The 22482-nt window shown below is 53.2% G+C and carries 16 protein-coding genes; 10 read left to right on the top strand and 6 right to left on the bottom strand.

The genetic code is table 11. The annotated features are described in order from the left end of the window. Nucleotides 1-25 precede the first annotated feature (25 nt). Nucleotides 26-1288: a 3-deoxy-D-manno-octulosonic acid transferase gene (locus BM114_RS10660; RefSeq protein ID WP_092113302.1), complete on the top strand. Its 1263-nt coding sequence runs from the start codon at nt 26-28 to the stop codon at nt 1286-1288. A gap of 226 nt (nt 1289-1514) precedes the next feature. On the opposite strand, the gene BM114_RS10655 is transcribed toward BM114_RS10660, so the two are convergent. Beyond that, nucleotides 1515-2702 (bottom strand): hypothetical protein, encoded by a 1188-nt coding sequence (locus tag BM114_RS10655; protein WP_143089310.1) that lies wholly within the window; start codon nt 2700-2702, stop codon nt 1515-1517. A gap of 167 nt (nt 2703-2869) precedes the next feature. Here BM114_RS10655 and BM114_RS10650 point away from each other — a divergent pair, with 167 nt between their 5' ends. Then, a complete protein-coding gene (locus BM114_RS10650) occupies nt 2870-5149 on the top strand; it encodes a family 20 glycosylhydrolase (protein ID WP_092113299.1) in 2280 nt (759 codons plus the stop codon). Nucleotides 5150-5170: 21 nt separating this feature from the next. On the opposite strand, the gene BM114_RS10645 is transcribed toward BM114_RS10650, so the two are convergent. Genes BM114_RS10645 through BM114_RS10635 form a run of 3 tightly spaced genes read right to left on the bottom strand, consistent with a single transcriptional unit; the run spans nt 5171 to nt 7964 of the window. Beyond that, the gene (locus BM114_RS10645) at nt 5171-5926 is read right to left on the bottom strand and encodes a copper homeostasis protein CutC (RefSeq protein ID WP_092113298.1); all 756 of its coding nucleotides are present in this window, start codon (nt 5924-5926) and stop codon (nt 5171-5173) included. Between the two features lie 19 nt (nt 5927-5945). Further along, nucleotides 5946-7121, bottom strand: a complete 1176-nt coding sequence (locus BM114_RS10640; RefSeq protein ID WP_092113296.1) for a MalY/PatB family protein — start codon at nt 7119-7121, stop codon at nt 5946-5948. Next, nucleotides 7122-7964: a DUF3737 family protein gene (locus BM114_RS10635; protein ID WP_092113295.1), complete on the bottom strand. Its 843-nt coding sequence runs from the start codon at nt 7962-7964 to the stop codon at nt 7122-7124. 454 nt (nt 7965-8418) lie between these two features. On the opposite strand from BM114_RS10635, the gene BM114_RS10625 reads away from it, so the two are divergent. From BM114_RS10625 to BM114_RS10610, 4 genes are read left to right on the top strand one after another with little or no spacing between them, the layout of a single operon-like run. After that, the gene (locus BM114_RS10625; protein WP_092113292.1) at nt 8419-9057 is read left to right on the top strand and encodes a hypothetical protein; all 639 of its coding nucleotides are present in this window, start codon (nt 8419-8421) and stop codon (nt 9055-9057) included. 26 nt (nt 9058-9083) lie between these two features. Beyond that, nucleotides 9084-9641 (top strand): RNA polymerase sigma-70 factor, encoded by a 558-nt coding sequence (locus BM114_RS10620; protein WP_092113291.1) that lies wholly within the window; start codon nt 9084-9086, stop codon nt 9639-9641. Next, entirely contained in the window at nt 9626-10567 is a 942-nt protein-coding gene (locus BM114_RS10615; protein WP_092113289.1) for a FecR family protein, read from the top strand. The genes BM114_RS10620 and BM114_RS10615 overlap by 16 nt, the downstream gene beginning before the upstream one ends. 24 nt (nt 10568-10591) lie before the next feature. Next, nucleotides 10592-13000: a TonB-dependent receptor gene (locus tag BM114_RS10610; RefSeq protein ID WP_092113287.1), complete on the top strand. Its 2409-nt coding sequence runs from the start codon at nt 10592-10594 to the stop codon at nt 12998-13000. A 104-nt stretch (nt 13001-13104) separates the two neighbouring features. Here BM114_RS10610 and BM114_RS10605 read toward each other — a convergent pair whose 3' ends face one another. Continuing rightward, on the bottom strand, nt 13105-14097 hold the full coding sequence (locus BM114_RS10605) for a malate dehydrogenase (protein ID WP_092113286.1): 993 nt from the start codon (nt 14095-14097) through the stop codon (nt 13105-13107). Nucleotides 14098-14302: 205 nt separating this feature from the next. Between BM114_RS10605 and BM114_RS10600 the strand changes: the two genes are divergently transcribed. Next, nucleotides 14303-16093 (top strand): aminopeptidase P family protein, encoded by a 1791-nt coding sequence (locus BM114_RS10600; RefSeq protein ID WP_092113284.1) that lies wholly within the window; start codon nt 14303-14305, stop codon nt 16091-16093. A gap of 501 nt (nt 16094-16594) precedes the next feature. On the opposite strand, the gene BM114_RS10595 is transcribed toward BM114_RS10600, so the two are convergent. Then, a complete protein-coding gene (locus BM114_RS10595) occupies nt 16595-19117 on the bottom strand; it encodes a TonB-dependent receptor domain-containing protein (RefSeq protein ID WP_092113282.1) in 2523 nt (840 codons plus the stop codon). 264 nt (nt 19118-19381) lie between these two features. Here BM114_RS10595 and BM114_RS14745 point away from each other — a divergent pair, with 264 nt between their 5' ends. From BM114_RS14745 to BM114_RS10580, 3 genes are all read left to right on the top strand, one after another. After that, entirely contained in the window at nt 19382-20626 is a 1245-nt protein-coding gene (locus tag BM114_RS14745; protein WP_092113280.1) for an RHS repeat-associated core domain-containing protein, read from the top strand. A 697-nt stretch (nt 20627-21323) separates the two neighbouring features. Continuing rightward, on the top strand, nt 21324-21680 hold the full coding sequence (locus BM114_RS14150) for a hypothetical protein (RefSeq protein ID WP_143089309.1): 357 nt from the start codon (nt 21324-21326) through the stop codon (nt 21678-21680). Between the two features lie 155 nt (nt 21681-21835). Beyond that, nucleotides 21836-22482: RHS repeat domain-containing protein (locus BM114_RS10580; RefSeq protein WP_143089308.1), on the top strand; the 647-nt coding region annotated here is incomplete at its 3' end.

Raw genomic sequence — 22482 nt, 5'->3', positions numbered from 1 at the left:
CGGAAGATAGCGTCAGGTTATAGGTATGTATAATATATTAATGTATTTGATGCAGTTCGGCATCGCCGTGGCAAGCCTCTTCTCCGATAAGGTGAGGAAGATGTGGCGGGGGCAGCGCGAGGCTGTGCGGGTGCTTCGCGAGAAGGTAGACCCTGATGCCCGGTACATCTGGTTTCATGCAGCGTCGCTCGGGGAGTTTGAGCAAGGACGCCCTTTGATGGAGCAGATACGCGCCGAGCACCCGCAGTATAAGATTCTCCTTACCTTCTTCTCGCCCTCGGGCTACGAGGTGCGGAAGAACTATCAGGGAGCGGACATCATCTGTTACCTGCCCGTCGACACCGTCGGCAACGCCCGTGAGTTCCTGCGCACGGTGCGTCCCGTGATGGCGTTCTTCATCAAATACGAGTTCTGGTACAACTATCTGCACATCATGAAGTATCGCGGCATACCCACCTACAGCGTGAGCAGCATCTTCCGTCGCGACCAGATTTTCTTCCGCTGGTATGGATCGGCCTACGGGCGCGTGCTCCGCTGCTTCTCGCATTTCTATGTGCAGAACAAGATCAGCAAGTCGCTGCTCCATACCATCGGCATTGATTGCGTGACGGTGGTCGGCGACACCCGCTTCGACCGGGTGCTCCAAATCAAGGCGGCAGCCAAACGGCTGCCCATCGTTGAGGCCTTTGTCGGCAGCGGCCCTCGCTCTCCCGAACAGGGGGTAAGCGTGAGCGACGCAGCTCCGAAGGTCTTCGTGGCCGGCTCTTCGTGGCCTCCCGACGAGGAGATATTCATCGACTACCTGAATGCGCGCAAGGACTGGAAGCTCATCATAGCGCCCCATGTCATCGGGGAGGAACACCTGAAGCAGATTCTCGACCGCCTCGACCGCAAGACCGTGCGCTATACGCAGGCCACGGAGGAGAGTGCAGGGGAGGCCGACTGCCTGATTGTCGACTGCTTCGGACTGCTCTCCAGCATCTACCACTACGGCAGCGTGGCATATGTAGGCGGTGGATTCGGCGTCGGCATACACAATGTGCTCGAGGCGGCGGTATGGGACATGCCCGTCATCTTCGGCCCCAACAATAAGAAGTTTCAGGAGGCGCAGGGGCTGCTGGCAGCCGGAGGCGGTTTCGAGATTCAGGACTCCGCGAGCTTCGGGAAGCTGATGACCCGCTTAGAGGCGGATGCCGACTTCCTGAAACAGAGCGGTGAGGCGGCCGGAAAGTTTGTGGAACGCATGACGGGAGCCACCCGGAAGATACTCTCGGATGTATCGCTTTAGTCCTGTAGATAAGAGATTCGGGAGCCGGAGACGGCTCCCTTTTTTGTTTTCTATGGTTTTTGACATACCGAAGAATGGGCGGCCGTCTTCTAAAAGGCCGCTGTCCGTCTGACAAAATCGGCGAGATTGAAGGACAAAATCGCCGAAATCATGGGACAAAATCGCCGATTTTGTCAGGCTCCTGACGGCTGTTAGGAATCTGGCGAACCGCCCCTCGCTTTTCTTCCTATTGTTTGGGCAGTGTCTTCAGCCGCTCGATTTCGGGTGCCAGGGTAGGGTGTTTTTCTTGAATGAGTGCATAGACATCGGCAAGAGACTTGACGCTTCCGCCCGTGCGCTTGCCGATTCGTCGGATGAAGGCATCGTTGAAGACGGACGGCTCTATGTGCGGGATGGTGAATTTGCTGACGGAATGGAGGAAGATGATGCCGTCTATCCGGTCTTTCAGGGTCTCCGCCTCCCGGAAAGGACTTCCGTTGGTCGTGCTCAGCATCTGCTCGGTGTATGAGAAATGGAAGTAGTCGTTGACCTTCATGTCGGCAAACGGACTGTCGGCGATGTCGAATCCCAAGGGCTTGTTGCCGTTGCGCTCAAAGGCCTCGTCGGCTTTCCCGTCGCCGCATCGTTGCCATCTGAAGGAGTCGTTGCTGGGCATATAGCCGTTGCTGCCCATGAGCCCGCCCCACAACTTGATGGAGAAGACCTTGCGGGGATAGAGCGTCTTGAGTATCTTGCCCGCCGTGGCCTGGACGGCATACCGCCCGTATCTCTGCAGGAAGACGGCGTGAAACTGGTTTTGCGTATGGGCGGAACCCGCATAGAACAGCACTTTGCGCCCGGATTGGATGTAGCCGGTTATCCGGTTGGCCATCGACTGGTCGCGACTGAGCGTGAAATGATACTTCTCTCCGTCGAGAGCCTGAAGCATATAGGGCGGGTCCAAGAGCAGGAGACGGGTGCGTTTCTTCTGCACCTTGGCGTAGTGCCACAGTGCCTTCAGCGCGTCTACGGCCTCCCGATACGGCCATCCGTAGGTGTCGGCGGCATCCCGGAGTATCTGGAGGGCCAGCTCTTCTCGGAAGGAAGGGGCTGCCATGAGGGTGTCGGCCTTGCCCTGGTCTATGATGTTTCCGCTCTCCCAGGCCAGCGCGTCGATGTGAAATGTGGTGTCGCTCTCCGCTTCTTGGAGGAACGAGGACAGAAACTTCATGTGGTCGCTGACCCAATGGTCCTCGCCGAGGGCTACCACATCGTAGTCCCTGAACTTGCCTTTGATATAGTCGTAGGGCGTAGTCGTCTGCCCTTGCAGGAAGCTTGTGTAGTCGGATATGTTATCACGGATATGACTTTGACTTGTCTGGGTCGGTGCAGCCAGCGACAAGCTGCAGAAGATGAATATCAGTATCTTTTTCATTTCGGACATAAATATTTGAATTAAGGATGAGGCAAAGTTATGAAAAAAAACGCTAAATGATGGTCTGGAAGGAATGTTTTATTCAAGAGCTTTTTACCTTTTACGGGTTTCACAGGCAGAATCTGGAGTTTTTTTGCTAACTTTGTACAGAATAAAAACCTGTAATTATGAAATATACTAAGCTTTTTGTTTCGCTGTGCCTCTTGCTACTCGGCATGACGGCCATGGCCCAGAGGCCTGCGTTGATTCCCCAGCCCGTCAAGGTGGAGTGGGGAACAGGCGAGTTCGTATTGTCGAAAGGTGCTACCATCAGCTACGAGAACGCACAGTTGAGGCCGGCTGCCGACTATCTGTCGCGCATGATCGGCAAGGCCACGGGCTATCCGATGAAGCTGAAGAAGGGTAAGGGCACCATCCAGCTGGCACTTACTGCTGCGGGTAAGAAGGGTTCTTATACTCTGCGGGTGCATAAGAACGGCGTGCGGATAGAGGGAAACACCTATCGGGGAGTCATCAACGGCATTGCCACCCTGCGCCAGTTGTTTGCCGGGGAGATAGAGTCTTTATCGCCTGTTGCGGGTAAACGCTGGACTTTGCCTTATGTATCCATTACCGACGAACCGCGTTTCGACTGGCGAGGTATGCACTTCGACTGCTCCCGCCACTTCTTCACGAAGGCCGAGGTGGAAGCTCTGCTTGATGTACTGGCTCTCTACAAGATTGATAAATTCCACTGGCATCTTACCGATGACCAAGGTTGGCGCGTCGAAATAAAGAAGTATCCGCTGCTAACGAGCAACGGGGCGTGGCGCACCTTCAACAATCAAGACTCCATCTGCATGGCTCGTGCCAAGGCGGAGGACAATCCGGAACTGGAGATTCAGCCCTCGAAAATCCGCCGCACCGCTGCCGGCGAGCAGCAGTATGGCGGTTATTACACACAGCAGGACATTCGGGAAATCGTAGACTATGCCGCCGTGCGGGGCATAGAGGTCATCCCAGAGATCGACATGCCGGGGCATAGTCTGGCGGCCATAGCCAATTACGACGGGATCTCCTGCTTCAAGAAGACGGGCTGGGGCAAGCTCTTCACCACGCCGATGTGCCCGGGCAAGGACAAAATGCTCGATTTCTGCAAGGATGTATGGCGGGAGGTCTTCGGGCTCTTCCCCTCAAAATATGTGCATATCGGCGGCGACGAGGCGGACATGAAGTACTGGAAAGAATGCCCCGATTGCCAGAAACGCATGAAGGAAAACGGCCTGACGACCGAGCCGCAGTTACAGACCTGGTTCAATAACTATATGGAGCAGTTCTTCAATGCCAACGGAAAGGAGATGTTGGCATGGGATGATGTCATTGAGGGAGGCCTTACGCCCACCTCTACCATCATGTGGTGGCGCAGTTGGAAGCCGCTGGCTCCCAAGCAGGCAACCTCCCACGGCAATCGCTTTATTTGTGCGCCTAATAAAGAATTCTATATAGATTATGAGGAAGACATGAACTCCATTCCGAAGATTTATGCTTTCAACCCCTTGGGCGGAGGGCTTACCGATGCGGAAAAAGGCCTTGTGCTCGGTGTGCAGGGCTGTCTTTGGACGGAGTGGGTGCCCACTTTCGAGCGCATGTGGTATCAGGCTTTCCCACGGATGATAGCCGTTGCGGAGCTGGGATGGAGCCGTCCGGAGGTGATGAACCTGCAAGACTTTCAGCACCGACTGGCCGGCCATTATGACCGCCTGCACCTTCTGGGCGTGAACTATCGCACGCCCGACCTCACCGGATTCTATAATACCAATGTGTTTACCGACCGCGGGGAGGTGAACCTGCAATGTCAGGATCCGTCGGCCGTCATCCGCTATACCACCGACGGCAGCATTCCGCAGGCAGATTCCAAGCTCTATACCGGCCCCTTTGCGGTTACGGAGCCTATCGACTTCACCTTCCGCACCTTCACGAAGGAAGGACGCAAGGGCGATTTCGTAAAAGCCAGCTGGATTCGCGAGGACTTTGCGCCGGCCGTGAGTATGCCGTCCGTGAAGCCAGGACTGAAGGCCGCGTGGTATGACTACGATGGCGCGGACTGTGCAGGCATAGACAAGGTGAAGCTCAACGGGCATTATGAGGTGCCGGAAGTGAGCATCCCCAAGGAGGCAAGCGGCAATATCGGGCTCATTATAACCGGATATGTCGAGGTGCCGGCCGACGATATCTATACTTTTGCCCTGCTTTCCGATGACGGGAGCTACCTGAAAATTGACGATAAGATGGTCGTAGACAACGACGGGGAGCATTCTGCGCGCGAGATTATAGGGCAGCATGCCATGAAGCGGGGGCTCCATCCGCTCTATGTGCGCTACTTCGACCACAATGGCGGACAGCTCCGGCTGAGGGTGCTGGATAAGAATGGGCAGGAAGTGAAAGTGAATTATTTCACGGAAAAATAACCAAGGACAATAGCCGCGGGCTCAATCGAGCAATGCGGCTATTGTCTTTCTAACCCGTGCGGCCGTGGTGTAGTCGAGCGATTCCTCGTCGGCACCCTTGGCACCCATATACACTTCGGGATTGGAGTACTGCATCCCGCTTTTCCGCCGTTCGCGGGCGGAGAAATGAAACTCGTGGATTCCGGTCTTGTCGTGCAGCTCCTTGATGTTCTTCTCGTTGACTCCGCAGCCCGCAAGAATCGTAATTCTTCCGGCGGCTTGCTTGTTGAGGCGTCGCAGGAGGTCGGCTCCTTCGGCAGCGGTAGGCCTTTGTCCGGAGGTGAGCACCCGGTTAAATCCGAGACCTATGAGTTGTTGCAAGGCCTTTTCGGGGTCGTTGCAGCGGTCGAAGGCACGGTGAAAGGTGGTGTTCAGTCCCTTGGCGTGTGCCATCAGACGGCAGTTGGCCTCCATGTCGATGCTTCCGTCGGCCTGCAGACACCCGAAGACCACGCCGTCGGCACCAAGCTCGCGGGCAATGTCGATGTCCTCCTCCATGCGCTGCAATTCCAATTCGGAGTAGAGGAAGTCGCCTCCGCGCGGACGGATGATGACATGTAGGAGGGTGCTCGTGAGCACCTTGCGGGCAAGCTTTATCTCACCATACGACGGGGTGGTGCCTCCCTCCGGAATGCCGGCACACAGTTCCACACGGTCGGCGCCGCCTTCCTGTGCGGCGATGCAGCTCTCTACGCCGTTGGCGCATATCTCAAAACGGAAATCTTTGCGATTGAGCATATTCTTTACTTCTTGTTCCTTACTTCTTATTCAACTTTCCAATCACGGTGGCGATGCGCTCCAGTCCCTCCAGCATGCGGCTTCGGGGACAGGCAATGTTGATTCTGATGTAGCCTTCGCCCGCCTTGCGGCCATACATCGTGCCGCTGTTGACAAATACCTTGCCCTCGTTGAGCAGCTTCTCCGTCAGCCCGTCGGACGAAAGGCCGAGGCTCCTGATGTCTACCCAGACCAGATAAGTGCCCTCGAGGCGCATCACCTGAAGCTGCGGCAGGCGGTTTGCAAAGAACTCCTTGAGCGCAAGATAGTTTTGGTAAAGATACTGGTTGAGCTCGTCGAGCCACTCCTCGCCCTCGTTATAGGCCGCCTCGAGCGCGATGGGGCCGAACGGATTGACATCGCAGACCTCGTTGATGTTGATGGCGCGGTCGATTCTCCGTCGGACTTCCGCGTCCTGACAGACGATGTTGGCAATCTGAAGTCCGGCGGTGTTGAAGCTCTTTGAGGGCGAGGAGAGCGTTATGGAGTTGCGCTGGCAGTCGTCGGCGGCGGCGGCAAAAGGCGTGTAAACGCAGCCCGGCATCACCAGCTCACAATGGATTTCATCGCTGACGACGCGCACGCCGTGCCTCATGCAGATGTCGTTCATGTGCTGCAGCTCGGCTTTCGACCACACCCGTCCGGCCGGATTGTGGGGATTGCAGAGCAGGAAGAGCGTGGTCTTCTCGTCGGCGCACTTCCGCTCGAAATCCTCGAAGTCTATCTCGTAGGTGTCGCCCGTGCGCCGGAGCTCATTTTCCACCACCTGGCAGCCGTTGTTGTGGATGCTCGAGAAGAAGCAGTTGTACACTGGCGTCTGGATGAGCACCTTCTCGCCGGGCATGCAGAGAGCCTTGATGGCGCAGCTCATGGCGGGTACTACGCCCGAGGTATAGAGTATCCAGTCGCGCTGGATGTTCCACCCGTGCCGGCGGGAGAACCAGCCGATGACGGCTTCATAATAGCTTTCCGGCACCAGGGCATAGCCGAATATGCCGTGGGCAACGCGTTTCTGGAGCACTTCTGCAATGCAGGGTGCCACCTCGAAGTCCATGTCGGCCACCCACATGGGCAGCACCTCAGGGTCGGCGGCTTCGTCCCATTTCACGCATTGGGTGCCGCGGCGGATGGTTTCCTTGTCAAAATCGTATTTCATCTATCGTGTTTCTATTGTGCAGTCGTGGCCTTTGGCAAACTCGTCGTAGGTAATCTTGCCCACTTCGTCGGCCACGATGCGGCCGTTGACGGGGTTCTTGATTTCGGTAATGGCTCCCTTGATTTCCGCTTGGATGTTGCGGCTGTCCTCAAAGGCGCGGTCGCAGGCAGCGTCGAAGGTGCAGTCCTTGAGCGTGATACCGTCCATATAGCACAGAGGCTGTTCGCCGCTGATGTGGCAGCGCACGAGCTTTACATTCTTGGAATGCCATGCCAGGTACTCCCCGTTGAGGCTGGAGTCATAGACGACGACATTCTCGCACTCCCAGAAAGAGTCCTTCGTGAGGATGTCGGCATGGTGGATTTCCACATTCCTGCAATACTGGAATACATATTTCGCATCGCTCTTGAGCCCGTCGACATAGATGTCGGTCGAGAACATGAAGGGATAGGTGCCCTCGTGGAGCTCCACATTCTTCAGCTTCAGGCCGTCTACCTTCCAGAAAGTCTCATCTGCGTCGTTGATCTTTACATTCTCCAGCTCGAGGTTGTGCATCTCGCGGAAGAACTTCGGCCCGTCTATCACGCAGTCCTTCATCTGCATGTTGTCGGAATACCAGATGGCACTACGGCTTTCGGGGGCGAAGTAGCAGTGGGTGATGACCGACCCGTCTACATGCCACCAGGGGTATTTGCCATAGAACTTGGAGTTGTCGCACTCCAGGTTCCGGCAGCTTTTGATGCCCGACTCGCCGTCGGTGATAATGATGTTTTCTAATCTTGTGTCCTGAATGCCGAACAAGGGGCGTTCTCCTCCGTAGTTTTTATTCTTGATGATTTTCATTTTCTTTTTGCCTTTACCTTTTTGTTCGTCCTGCAAAGGTACGCATAAACCACGGATTATAATGGGAAAACGCTTTTAAAAAAGGTGAAAAAAGAAGATTTGTCCGGGTGTGTGTGTTTGGAGGGATGTTGTGGCTCGGATGGCAGAAGGTGAGGTCTTACGATGCTCATGGATACCAGTCGGTTGACAAAATCGGCGATTTTGTGGCACAATTTCGCCGATTTTGTCGTTCAAATTCGCCGATTTTATCAGCCGGAAGGCCGTCTTTCTTTTTTCGGGAATCCATAGCTTGGTCGGCAGGGGATAACCGGATGATAAAAGTCCTGTATTTCCTGATTTCAAGAAAAGGCAGTTTCCTGAATAGGGGTTTTCGCATTGGTGAGAGTTACTAAGGCGGAACCCTCTGGAAAAAGGATGTTTCTGGCAGAATAACTCAAATTTAAAATAAAAAGCAATGAAAATTAAGATTTTTGCACTATCTTTGTGCTTGTTGGCAAGTTTAGGTCAGGCGGCAGCCCAGTCAGATGGCAAGTATGGCTCGGCAAACCGCAATGAGTTCAGGCTCGGATATAGCGACGGGCTCACGCTCGGTACCGCAAGCTTCTGGGGCATTGGCCTGGGGGATGCCTTGACGGGAACACAGCGTACGGACGAGCAGTCGAGCGGCGTGTTCGGGCTGGGTTACAGGTATCACATCAACCGCTTCCGTGTAGGTCTGGACTTAGGTTTTGCCTCTGTGTCCAGCAAGGTGAGCTATGCGAGCGGCAAGAACGCGGAGGTAACAAAAGATGTGAAGGAGACGCAGCAGAACTTCCTCGTGATGCCAGTAGGCGAAATGGTATATTTCAAGAAGGGCATCATAGAGCTCTATGGAACGGTGGCTGCCGGCGTAGACTTCACCCGTACCAAGGAAAAAGGGCTGACCGAGCTCGGCAAGACCAAGGCTCAGGCCAAGGCCGAGACTTCCACCGACTTCGCCTTTCAGGTAAATCCTATCGCCCTTCGCGTCGGTAACGACCGTGTCGGCGGCTTCGTAGAGGCCGGCTTGGGCTATAAGGGCTTCCTGACGGCAGGCGTAAGCCTGAAGTTCTAAGGTGGGAAGAAATATGAAAAACTCTCATGAAGACAGACAGAAAGAAACATTTCAAGGCGCAATTCGAGAAATATTATCCGGTGCTATGCCATATAGCACACGGATATGTTTCCGACCCTGACGACTGCGAGGATATCGTGCAGGACTTGTTCGTAAGCGTGTGGAATCATGCAAAGGATCAGCTTCCCGACGAGGAACTGGGGGCTTATCTGAAGACTGCGGTCAGGAACAACAGCATCAGTTTCCTGCGCCAGCGGCAACGGATGGCAATCGTTTCCATCGACGACAAGTATATCGCCGTGTCCGGAAAACCGGAGGATGAGGAGCCCGGAACCGACTATGAGTCGCTGCTCGAACATGTGCTTGCGGCCTTGCCGCCGAAATGCCGTGATGTCTTCATGATGAGCAAACTGCAGAAAATGAAATATAAAGAGATTGCCGAGGCCCTCGGCATTTCGGAAAAAACGGTGGAGAATCATATCGGTAAGGCTTTCAGGATTATCCGGAACTATTCTGCCAAGCATCCGTTCACCCTCCTATTGTTGCCACAATTAATTAAAACCAGCTTATGGATACTGCGATAAACATAGATGAAATACTGGCACGCCACTTCTCCGACGAGCCTTTGACGCCCGGAGAGCAGGAAAAACTTGATGCTTACAGGGCAGAGAACGGAGAGGAGTATCGGCGATTGAGCCAGCTGGTGGTCAAGTTGTCTTCCGACGACAGGAACCTGAAGTTAGACATTGCGGCAGCATGGCGCAAGGTGGAGCCTCGTCTGGAGGCTCCCCGGCGCAAACCGCTCGTGCGCAGCTTGTATCCCGTGCTTGCCATAGCGGCATCGGTGCTGTTGCTGTTAGGGGTCTTTACCTACGGTGGTTTGTTCTCCAGTCATGGGCAGCTCTATGCTAATGATACTTCCGTGAGGCAGGAGAAGACTTTGCCGGATGGCTCTACGGTGATACTTTCGCCCGATGCCTCCGTGGAATATACCGAGGAGGGCGAGACGGCGGGGCGGCAGATAACCCTGAAGGGTAAGGCCTTCTTCGATGTGAAGCATGCCGGCCGGCCGTTCTCCGTGCATGCCGGCCGTCTGCGGGTGGATGTGCTGGGTACCTCTTTTACCATCGATGCGGAGACCACGGGCCAAGAGCAGGTAACGGTGAGCACGGGTCGCGTGCAGGTCTCGCTCGGTCATCAGGTCGTGATACTCACGGAGGGAGAACAGGTGTCCGTGAAGGATGAGAACCTGGGCTATAAGGTTCAGTTGGACCCAGAGAAAGCCGTTCACACCTTTGTCTTTGAGAATACGCCCATCCGGGAGGCTGTCGGCCGGATTGAAAGGGAGATGGATGTCCGTATCGATGTGGATGTCGCCCTTGTCGGCGACAATGCGATCACCACGAAAATGAACATACGGGAGCCCGTGGATGCCGTCAGGGAGCTCGCCCTGCTCTGCAACTGTCGCTACGATTCCATCTCCCCACTTCAATATAGGATACATAAGTAAGCAGGGTTTAAGGAGCACGAGGGTTTGCGTAAGATACTGTTGACTATCCTATTGGCATTTGCCGCCCTGGGTGCCAGTGGCCAGGGTTCGGTGGCAGAAGAGGCTGTTCAGGTGGACGCCTCTCCTGCCACGGTGCGTATATGGTTCGACAGGATAGAGCGAGAGGGAAAAGTCGTACTCTCTTATAATGCTTCGCTTATCGAGATGGATAGGCATGTGGCCTGCAGGGTGTCGGGATCTGCCACGATAGGTCAGCTTCTCGGCATGGTGTTGAAAGACTATGAATATCGTTTAATACCCATGCCGGGACGGAAAATCCTGATTCAAATCCTTGGAACGAGGCTTTTTGACCTCATGGGAATCGTACGCGAGGAAGGCAGCGGGGAAAGGCTTTTCGGCGCAACGGTCATGGTCACTGACCATGTAGGCAGGAAAGCCTTTGTCGTAACAGACCGCAACGGGATGTTTAATGTGGGTGTCAGGCGCGGCCGTTGCAAGGTGTCTGTGAGCTATGTGGGCTATGCGCCCTATGAAACCAGCACGGATGTAGAAGACAACGGTCGTTTGGTGAATATACCGTTGGCGTCCATTCCGTTTGAAATAAAGACCGTTCAGGTGAATCGTCGCAAGAGCGTGGAAGACATGGAAGAAGGGGCGCCGTCTAATATGGTGTCGTTCAGCAATGCCGACCTGTTCTCTCAGATACGCATCTTGCCCGGCGTGTCGGCGACTTCTGCCAACATGAATATTTCCGTCTCTGGCGGGGCCACCGACGAAAATCTGTTCTTGCTGGAGGGATTCCCGATTTATGACCCCGGACACATCAACTCCATGCTGACCCTTTTCAATGGTGATGCATTGAAGAGCGTATCGTTTTATAACGGTTTCATTCCCACGCAGTATGACGGGCGGCTGTCTTCCGTAACGGATATACACTTGCGCGACGGCAACAAACAGGAGTTTGTCAATACGCTTTCGCTGGATATGCCTTCGGCTTCCGCGGTATTCGAAGGGCCTGTCATCAAGAATCGACTCTCCTATCTGGTAGGCGGAAGGCATAGCTGGCTTGACTTTTTCGACGGTCTTGTTTCCGAGGACGACCGTATGAATCACTCTTTCTATGACTTCAACCTTAAGCTTTCCTGCGATTTAGACTCCGTAACCTCCCTCCGACTGTCGGCCTATAACTCGACGGACGACTATCATGTGCCCGAGAATGGCCGTAAACAGTCGATCCTGCATTGGGAGAACCAACTCTATGCCTTGCACTTTAATACCCAGATCAGCCCCAAAATAGCCAACTCCACCTCGCTGGCCTACTCGCTTCATACCATCCGCGCCTATGCAGACGAGTATCTTGCCGACAGCGTGGGGAATATCCGGAACGGCATCAGGAGCCTCTATGTCAACACGCAGTTTACCTATCGGCCGGGGAATTTGTATACGATGCATTGGGGAATGAAGGGTGTATTGGAGAAGTACGAGCTCACGGCTTTCGGCCTGGGGCTTGCCAACCGGTGGCAGCCCACGAAGCAATTCTCCCTTTTCTATGACAACCACATCCGCATCACGCCGCGTCTTCTGGCATTGGTCGGCGTCAACTATGTAAGCTATATCCCCCGGAACTACCGGCATGTGAATAGTATCCAGCCACGAATATCGTTGAAGTGGGCTTTCGGAAACAACGACCTGTTGTATGCGAACCTGTCGCGCATGGAGCAATTCTTCCATCATATCCGGGTAAGCGATGTTGCCACGCCCTTTGATTTCATCATGCCGAGCATAGAAGGGTTCAGGCCCAGTACGGCCACTCACTTCGAAATAGGCTGGAAACACTATACGCCGAAAGGCATTCTCGAACTCTCCGCATACTATAAACGCCGCGTCAATGTGCTGGCCTTGCGCCCTTCCGTCTATATAGAAGACAGCGACTGGTCTAAATATATCATGACGGGCACGGGCGACAGCCACGGTGTAAGCCTGTATTATTACGATGGCTGGCGGCGGTTCAACTGGCAGCTGTCCTATACGCTGTCCAGGAGTTATGAGCGGTTTGACGAGCTGAAGGAGCGCGGAAAGATACCTTCGGCCTATGATATACCCCATGTTCTGAACGGGGCTTTGTCCTATAATATAGGAAAGTCGTCGCTTGTTACCTTGGGCGGCAACCTCCGCTCAGGATTGATTCTCTATGATTCCTCCGATGGCGACAATCCTTCTCTGGAAACATTCCGCACCGCCCGTGAGCCGTTTCGTTACCGCATAGACGCCAGTTATTCCTTCCGTAAGGAGTTCCGGCGCTCTAAACTGCTGTTGCGGTTTGGTCTCTACAATATCATGGGAAACCCGTCGGAAGAAGACATGGCGTTGTTCTTCTCGGTGAAGATCAAGAACCACTGTGTGCCCTATGGCACGATAACCTTCAAGTTTTAGCGTTTTCTGGGGTTTCCTGCCCGTGCCGGCATGAGCGATATCCATGTAAAAAGGGCAGAACCTTCGTGGATTCTGCCCTTTGTGATATCGGTCTCTAAGCCTGATTAGAGGTTCGGGTTGTCGTTCTTCCACGCTTCTACGGCGGGAACGATGCCCAGGTCTACGATTTCATCACGCATCTTGCAGAGGTGCTCGTATGACTTCTGGAGCTCTGCGAGTTCCTCCGGGGTGCCCTGGGGCTCCACGAAGTGAACGCCGGTGGCGTCGATGGTGGTAGGCATGGCCATCATTACATTCTTGAAGCCGAGCTTGTCGTCGTTTACATAGCAGCCTGCCGGCAGGGTGAACTTCTCTCCGCCCATGGCAGCCTCAATCATCTTGACTGCGTTATAGGCCGGGCTCTGGAACGAACTGCGGCCGCGCAGCTTGATGATGTTGGAGCCTCCCTGCACGGTGTGGTGCTTGATTTCCTCCCAACGCTCGTTGGAAAGACCCATTTCTGCCAATGGCTTACCGTTGATCTTCACTTGTGAGGCGAATACGGCCATCTGTTCGCCGTGGCCGCCGAAGGTGTGCGCGCCGGTAACCTTGTCTTGCTGAACGCCGAACTCGAGGGCGAGAGCTTGTTGCAGGCGGGTGGAATCGAGGGCTGCGAGCGATGTCAGCTGGTTGGGTTTCAGGCCGGAGTGGATGAGGGCGGTGAGTGCCGTAACATCAGCGGGGTTGAAAATAACCACCACATGGCATACCTCGGGGCAGTATTTCTTGATGTTCTCGCCGAATTCAGCCGCAATCTTGCAGTTGCCCTTGAGCAGGTCTTCACGCGTCATGCCTTCCTTTCGGGGAGCTCCGCCCGACGAAATGATGTACTTGGCACCCGTGAAAGCCACCTCGGGATCTACCGTATAGGTAACATTGGCACCCGGGAAGGCGCACTGCTGGATTTCGTCAAACACGCCGTGAACGCCCGGCTCATAGATGTCATACAGGCATACATTGGGCGTAAGACCGAGCATCAGCGCGCTCTGAACCATGTTGGAACCGATCATGCCTCCGGCTCCGACGATGAGGAGTTTGTCGTTTGTTAGATAATTCATAACTGTTGATATTTAAAGATTTAATCTTCTGTAATTCAGCCTCCCTGCAAAAATCATGTCGAAGGACATCGTTGCCGGGAGGCATCTTAGTATTTCACCCACAAAATTAGCAAAAAAAGTTTGATGTCAAACATTTATCCAGCATTAAATTTGTGATAAATTCTTAAAATTCCTATCTTTGTAAAGTCCATTTAGCAAAACTATCATGAAAGAAGAAATTTGTCGTAGGATTGAGGCCTTGCGGGAGGTGATGAGGATGGAGAAGCTCGATGCCTTCATCTTTCCCAGCACCGACGCCCACCAGAGTGAGTATGTGGCCGACCATTGGAAGGGCCGCGAGTGGATTTCGGGCTTCGACGGGAGTGCCGGGACGGCGGTGGTTACGATGGCGGAAGCCGCCCTATGGACCGACTCCCGCTATTTCCTGGCGGCCGAGGAACAGTTGGCGGACACGGAGTTCCAGCTAATGAGGCTGAAGATGGCGGGCACGCCCTCGATAGCGGAATGGCTGGGCACGGAGCTTGAGAATATCAACGGCGCCATCGTGGGGCTCGACGGGAGCGTGAACTCCTATGCGACGGTGCAGCGGCTGACCATGGAACTGCGTGCCCGGGGCGGCATCAACCTCCGCATCAACTTCGACCCGCTCACCCGGATATGGCCCGACCGGCCTCCGATACCCCACAACAAGGTGGAGCTGCAGCCGCTGGAATATGCCGGCGAGACCACGGGGAGCAAGCTCCGGCGCATTCGTGGCGAGCTTCGCAAGGCGCATTGCGACGGCATGCTGCTGTCGGCACTCGACGACATAGCCTGGACGCTCAACCTCCGCGGCACGGATGTGCATTGCGTGCCGGTGTTCGTGGCCTATCTGCTCATCGCCTCCGACAAGACGACATTATATATAAATAAGGAGAAAGTGCCCCGGGAGGTGGCGGAGTATCTCGCTTCCGAGGGAGTGGGTATCGGCGGATATGAGGAGGTGGAGCAGGGGCTGAAGGATTATTTCGAGTATAACATCCTGATGGATCCCGACGAGACGAACGCCCTGCTGCCGCAGTTTGTGCCCGTGCGGACACGAGTGGTTTTCGCGAAATCTCCCGTTCTAGACTTGAAGGCGGTGAAGAACGCCGCCGAGATAGCGGGCTTCCGCCGGGCCATGACCCGCGACGGGGTGGCTATGGTGAAGTTCCTGCGGTGGCTGAAGCCCGCCGTGGCGGGCGGCGGGGAGACCGAACGAAGCATAGACCGCAAGCTCACGGAGCTGCGCCGGCAGCAGCCGCTCTTCCGAGACATTAGTTTCGACACGATAGCAGGCTATCAGGAGCACGGCGCCATCGTGCACTATGAGGCCACGGAGGCATCAGACAAGCCGCTGAAGGCCGAGGGGCTGCTCCTTTTAGACAGCGGTGCACAGTATCAGGACGGCACCACCGACATCACCCGCACCATCGCCCTCGGGCCCGTAACCGACGAGCAGCGGCATGTCTACACGCTCGTGCTGAAGGGATTCCTCCGTTTGCAGGCGCTCCGCTTCCCCGACGGAGCCTGCGGCACGCAGCTCGACGCCGTGGCACGGGCGGCGATGTGGGAGGAGGGTTATAATTTCCTGCACGGCACGGGGCACGGTGTAGGCTCTTATCTGAGTGTCCACGAGGGGCCTCACCAGATACGCATGGAGCATGTGGCGGCGCCCCTGCGGGCGGGCATGACCGTTACCGACGAGCCGGGCATCTATCTGGCGGGCCGCTTCGGGGTGCGCATAGAGAACACCCTGCTGACGAGGGAGGCCGTGAAGAGCGAGTTCGGTACCTTCCTGGAGTTTGAGCCGTTGACGCTCTGTCCCGTCGAAACCGAGCCGATAGACATGAGTCTGCTCACCGGGGAGGAGAGGGAATGGCTGAATGAGTACCACAGACTGGTGTTCGACCGCCTCTCCCCGTATCTTGACGAGGAAGAAACGGCATGGCTGGCTGCGGCCACCAAGGCCGTCTGAAGAGGTCGCAAGCCTTCTCATAGGTGGCAGTTTGTAAAAATAAAGTCTAAAAATCCTGTCCTCGGGAAATGCCCGAATAGGGTCGGGAAACACCCCTTGAGGCTACCTATGAGTGCCTTTTTGGAGCTAAACGGCGACCTCCTGCGGGACAAAAGGCGGCTTTTTGCACACCTAAAGGTGGCTAAAAGGCGGGTCGGAAGCCGTTAGAAGCAAAGTAAAAGGTGGCTAAAAGGAAAGTAAAAGGCGGCTAAAAGCTTTTCGGGAGGTGATTGCGAAATCGATGTTTTGCAATAAGATGCTGTAAACCAAGCGATTGCGGAAATCGCAAAATTCAGCCCGTTTTCGCCCACAAGGCTGTCCTTGGAGAGGAAACAGGCCTTATTTTAGAGCACTTTGTAAAATAAAATCGGACTTAAGACATGTGGAAGGGCAGATTCCGAATCCGTTATCGTTCGGCCGTCCAGCAGCGGTGTGCCGGGCTCATCCCTGTCTGATAGCCTGCTACGGCTCCCCTCGCTTCAGGTCGTCGTTATTGATTCCGTGGGCTGCCCTGCGCGTCTTCGACTGTCCGAGGTTGCCGAGGCGATAGCTCACGCTGATGCCGAAGACCTGCCGGCTGTATCTCTGGTGGTTCACATTGCGGAAGTTTGTCCCCTCGGTAACGATGTCCCGCCTGACCCACTTGCGGAAGGGGTCGCTCGCGCTGATGCCTACGGTCAGCCTTTTCTCTTTCAGGAATCCCCGGGAAAGCGAGAGGCTGTGGCTCCAGAAGCTGCTGGAGCTGCCTTGGAGCGTGATGTTGCGCGTGTTGGCTCCAATCCTTGCGGAGAAGGAGATGTCGGCCGGCAACCGTCCGGAGAGGTTGAGATACTCGCTTGCCATCCAGCCGTTGTTGCGCAATCGGCGGGCAGGGTCTTCGGTGTCAAGATAGGCCACGCTGCCGTTTATCGTGCAGTTCAGCTTCGGCAGGATGTTCCAGCGCAGGTAATAGTTGAAGGCCGTGCGCTGCGTGTGCCCTATGTTCTGGAAGGTGGAATACATGGCACCGGGCGAGGCGAAGTGCTTCCGGTTGTCGAAATACTCCCCGTCGCCGCCCACGATGTGGCTGACGCGCTCGATGCCGTCGTTGAGGAAGGTGTATGACAGCGACAGGTTGAGGTTGAGCTTGCGGGTGAACTTGCCGAAGGTGGCGCTTACCGACTGGCTGCGCTCTGCGTCGAGGTCGCTGTTTCCCTGGCTGATGTTCTGCGGATTGATGTCGTTGAAGTAGGGGTTGAGGTAATAGATGCTCGGCCGGGAGAGGCGCATGCCATACTCCAGCCTGAGCGACTCGGTCTTTCCGAGCGTGAAATTGAGCTTCAGCGACGGCACGAGGTTGGCGTAATGGCCGTCGTAGTCGGCCTCGGAGCCGATGGCTCCCGCCAGGTATTCAATGCTCTGATAGGTGTATTCATAGCGCAGGCCGGGCATGACGGAGAACACCTTGCCCCGGAAGACATAGCTCAGGTAGGCGCCGAAGATGTCGTTGCGGTTCTTGTAGTGGTTGCTGCGTGAGGCGTTGAACACATAGTCGTTGGTCGTTGCCTTGGCATCGAACACATCGTTGGTGCTCTCGTTGTTGCGCAGGATGTATTTCATGCCGGCCTCGAAGGTCTGCCGGCTGCCGATGGGCGTGGTGAAGTCGTATTGGAAGGTATGCTCTATGCTGCGGTTACGGCCGTCGGTGCGGTTGTCGTAGAGCTGCATCTCCTCTATGATGTCCTGCGGGGTGTTGTTCACGAGGTCGCTGTAGAGCGTGGTGCTCTTGTCGTGCGACGGCGAGGTGTAGAGCTGATAGGACAGCGTGTGCACGCGCCGCTTGTTCCTGCGGCTCGTGCGCTGATAGTCAAGGCCCAGGGTGCCGTTGACGACAGAGTTCTTGGGAGTGGAGTTTCTTGTGTATGAATAGGCAGGCATCGAGCGGTCGGCGTTGAGCATCTCGGTCGTTCCCCATGAAGGCATGTGCCGCTGGACGCCCATTCCGGACAGGGAAAGGGTGAGGAGGCGGAGCGTGTCGATCTCGTAACTGGCATTGATGTTGGCAAACTCCGTGCGGTCTTTCTGTTTCTGGGCGTTGGTGCTATTGAGCCATTTCTGCTGCTCCGACCCGTAGTTCTCGCGCAGGGTGTTGTCTTCTCCAGTGGGGTTCGTGATGCGGTTATACGACAGCGAGCCGTCGAGGGCGAACTTTCCTATCTTGGTGGTAGAGTATGCGCCGGCATTGTATCCCAGCGTGTTTAGCCCCGTACTGATAGTGGTGAGATGTCCTTCGTACTTGGGCTGCATCACGATGTTGATGATTCCGCCGATGCCCTCGGCGTCGTATTTCGCCCCGGGAGTGGTTATCACTTCAATGTTCTTTACGAGATGGGCTGGAAGACTGCGCAAAACCTCTTTCGGATTGCGGGTGATGGACGACCTCCGTCCGTTCTGCAGGATGAGGAACTTCGTGGTTCCATTCATCTTGATGTTGCCGTCGGCGTCGACATCCACGAGCGGCACCTTGCGCAAAATCTCGGAAATATTGGCCATCTTGGCATCCGGGTCGGCGGTAACATCATACGAGAGCTTGTCTACATCCATTTTTACGAGAGGCTTCTGGGCCACGATGTTCACGCCGCTCAGCATCTTCACATCGTCGAAGAGCTCTATGGTATCCATCTTCTTCTCGCTCTCGCCGCCCTCAAGGCTGAATGTCAGCGGGTCGGCCTTCTTCCCCAGGTACGACGCCATGAGCGTATAGCTGCCCTTCACGGCAGGAATGCTCACGGAGAAACTTCCGTCCTTGCTGGTTATACACTTGGCTATCGCCTTGCTGGCATCCGAGCTGGGCATGATGCTGACGGTTACGAACTCTTCCCCCTCACCGCTTTCTCCGCTCACCACGGTTCCTGTAATCTTGCATGCAGGATTTGTTGTCTGGGCTTCCGCAAAACCGAATGGCAACAATAGGATAAGAATCAATGTCGCAAAAAATGGTTTCATGGCTTCTTGAATATTTAAGGGGGGGTGTGAGTGAGGCGTCGTTCCACGCTCCCCGATAGTCTTATGTTAATAATATCTACCCCTAAATCTATTGCCGGCAGCGGCAAATCAACTTGCGTGCGCGGTATAACTTGACGCCAAATCTTATTCGGCAAATATACAATAAATTTTTAATATTGCAAGCCGAAAAGGCTTTTTTCTGTTATTTTTTCCTATATTTGCCAGAAAATAGAAATTAATATTAAATCATAAGGAGGACGGAAGTTGAGGACTGACTACTACATCAACCCATTGCCGGATGCCGTCCCGCAAGTCAGCGGCGGCACGGGCACGGCCGGGAATGTTGATTTAAGGCATATCTGGACTGACTACTGTGGCAACTTCGTCTATGAGAATGACTCCCTGAAGCAGACGCTCGTAGAGGGAGGATACATCTCGTATGCGTATCCGCAAGGCACGAGTCCGGCAAACCAAGCGACGGACATCTCCCAGCTCACGCCGACCTATCACTTCTATGTGCGGGACCATCTGGGCAACAACCGATTAGTAGTGGACGAGCACGGAGCGATTGAGCAGGTGAACCACTACTATCCCTTCGGCGGGCTGATGGGGGAGAGCCAGAACTTCACTTCCACCCAACGATATAAGTACAACGGCAAGGAGCTCGACCGCATGCACGGGCTGGACTGGTACGACTACGGCGCCCGCATGTACGACGCTTCCATAGGCCGTTGGATGAGCATGGACCCGCTGGCGGAGAAATATTATCATGTCAGCCCGTATGCGTATTGCCTGGATAATCCTGTGTCGTTAATTGATCCTGATGGAATGAGGGTAGATTGGTATAAGGACAAAGATGATACATTTCAATATAGCCCAAATGTGCATTCTCAAAAGGATTTGGCACAGGGACAGCGCTATATCGGAAAATCTTTTAAATCAAGAACACATAGAGGGATTGCTTCATATAGAAGTGATGGAAGTATTTTGTTCTCGAACGAGACAGATGGATATTCTCGTATGTGGAATCAAGCTGACAAACATTATCGTTATAAGACCAATGGAGTAGGTCGAGAAGTTGGAGGATTTGTTCTATCTAACAATCAGGTTTTAGTTTTGCCAGATTATTTGAATGATGATGTTACAACAAAAATGGATGTAGGTGGGTATAAATTGATTGGTGGAACGCTAAGGAAGGGTAATGAAAGATTTGTCGTAATTGGACAAGTGCATACACATCAAGATGGAATGTCTACACCTTCTTATTATATCCCTGAAGACAACAGTTATGGAGATTTAGGCTATTCGAAAAATAATGGGAGCTTGCCAGTCTTCACAATAGGAAACGATGGACAGATTCATGGTATCCGTGGATATACAGATGTAAATGGACAAGTGATAGGATTACCCATGAATCTCATGAAAAGAGATTCGTCCAGGTCGAATCTCTTACAAGGTAAAACTACCCTCTCAGATATAATCAAACGATTACCAAAAATAGTAAAATAAGATTATGAACAAGAATAAAATCGCGATAGTGATATATTTCATTTTAATGGCATCTTGCACCTGCAAAATGTCATTGGAGTCTGTCTTTAAACAAGATTTTATAAGGGCTATAAAAAAGTATATCAGGGAAGATGCTTCCTCTCATGTATCGTATTTAATCTTGCCAGTGGACGGGTTACCTTATAATGGAACGAAACAGCCCAAAGGCTTATTGGTTGGACCTTTATATAGCAATATTAAATCAGCATATATTATACGACTAATGTCTTACTATGGCAAGACGGTATATATATATTCTAGAAATAGAGAATTCTATAAGTCGTCGAGTGTCGAATCGCCGATATCATACTGCTCTCCGGATAGTTGCATCGCCTACGACAATGTATATACAATAGATCCAGGCTTAAACTATATGAAGAGAGCAGCTCTTTTATATTACGAAAATGATAAGTTATATATTAAGAATGACATCAGTCCTTTATTTCTTCCAATACTCAAATCGCAAGATGTGTCAGAATAGTTTTGCCTGATTTGTCGTCAATTGTAGTGATAAATATAACTTTGAAATGCATAATCCAAGGAATCCGCTTAATTGGGGAAGAAGTATAGAAACGCTGATAGGAAGAAAGCTTGCAGGTAAAGGGAAACCTTTTGAAATTAGCATATACGGTAACAAGAAATTGACTCCTATATTACCATGGATAAAATGATTCGATTTATTTTGATAATTACATTATGTATTTCTATATTAGAAACACAAAGTTGTGTTTCTGATACCACAAAAGAATTAGGGTGTGGCTATTATTATAGAGATGAGGGTGGCAACATAAAGGATATTCTATGCGAAAATCCTAAGGGGTGCGAGTTACCTTCAATGATTTGCGGTTTTACCTATAATGAAAAAAATATTATTGCAAAACAACGCCCCAAAATACCACAAGATTTATTATACAGAAATACATACAAATACGACAATAACCAAGAAGGAATATATTTCTGGATAATTTCAAAGAGGGAACATGTTTCTTATGGACCATTATCTCGTAAATTATAATAGGGTAAGAAAAACTCTTGGCATACCTTCAACGCTTCCATATAAAATAGTCTGACAGACCTTAAGAGTGAAGGCATAAAGGGGCCACAGATATTAATGAAACGAGCAACCAGTTAGAAGAGAAACTATCTCAGAATGTCATTCAGTATATTATCATGCAAAGTGCCAGTTTTATAATCGTGAAATTAGAGGCCGTCCCACAAGTCAGCGGCGGCACGGGCACGGCCGGGAATGTTGATTTAAGGCATACCTGGACTGACTACTGCGGCAACTTCGTCTATGAGAACGACTCCCTGAAGCAGACGCTCATAGAGGGAGGGTATATCTCGTATGCGTATCCGCAAGGCCCAAATCCACCGGCCTCAACGACAGGCATCTCCCAGCTCACGCCGACCTATCACTTCTATGTACGGGACCACCTGGGCAACAACCGGTTGGTAGTGGACGAGCACGGAGCGATTGAGCAGGTGAACCACTACTATCCCTTCGGCGGGCTGATGGGGGAGAGCCAAGATATTGCCTCCACCCAACGATATAAGTACAACGGCAAGGAGCTCGACCGCATGCACGGGCTGGACTGGTACGACTACGGTGCCCGCCACTTTGACGCTTCCATCGGCCGTTGGATGTGCGTGGATCCGCTGGTTGAGAAATATCATGGGATAAGTCCGTATGCGTATTGTTTAAATAATCCTATTCGGTATGTTGATCCGGACGGAAAGATCGTTGTTATAGATAAAAATTCAACAAAAGAGTTTATAGATGCCGTATATTTGGCCATTAATTTTCTTAGAGAAAAAGG

This window comes from Prevotella sp. KH2C16 (genome assembly GCF_900113305.1).
Lineage (GTDB): Bacteria > Bacteroidota > Bacteroidia > Bacteroidales > Bacteroidaceae > Prevotella.
Note: the sequence above shows the minus strand (reverse complement) of the source record. Positions and strands in the feature narration are given on the sequence as shown.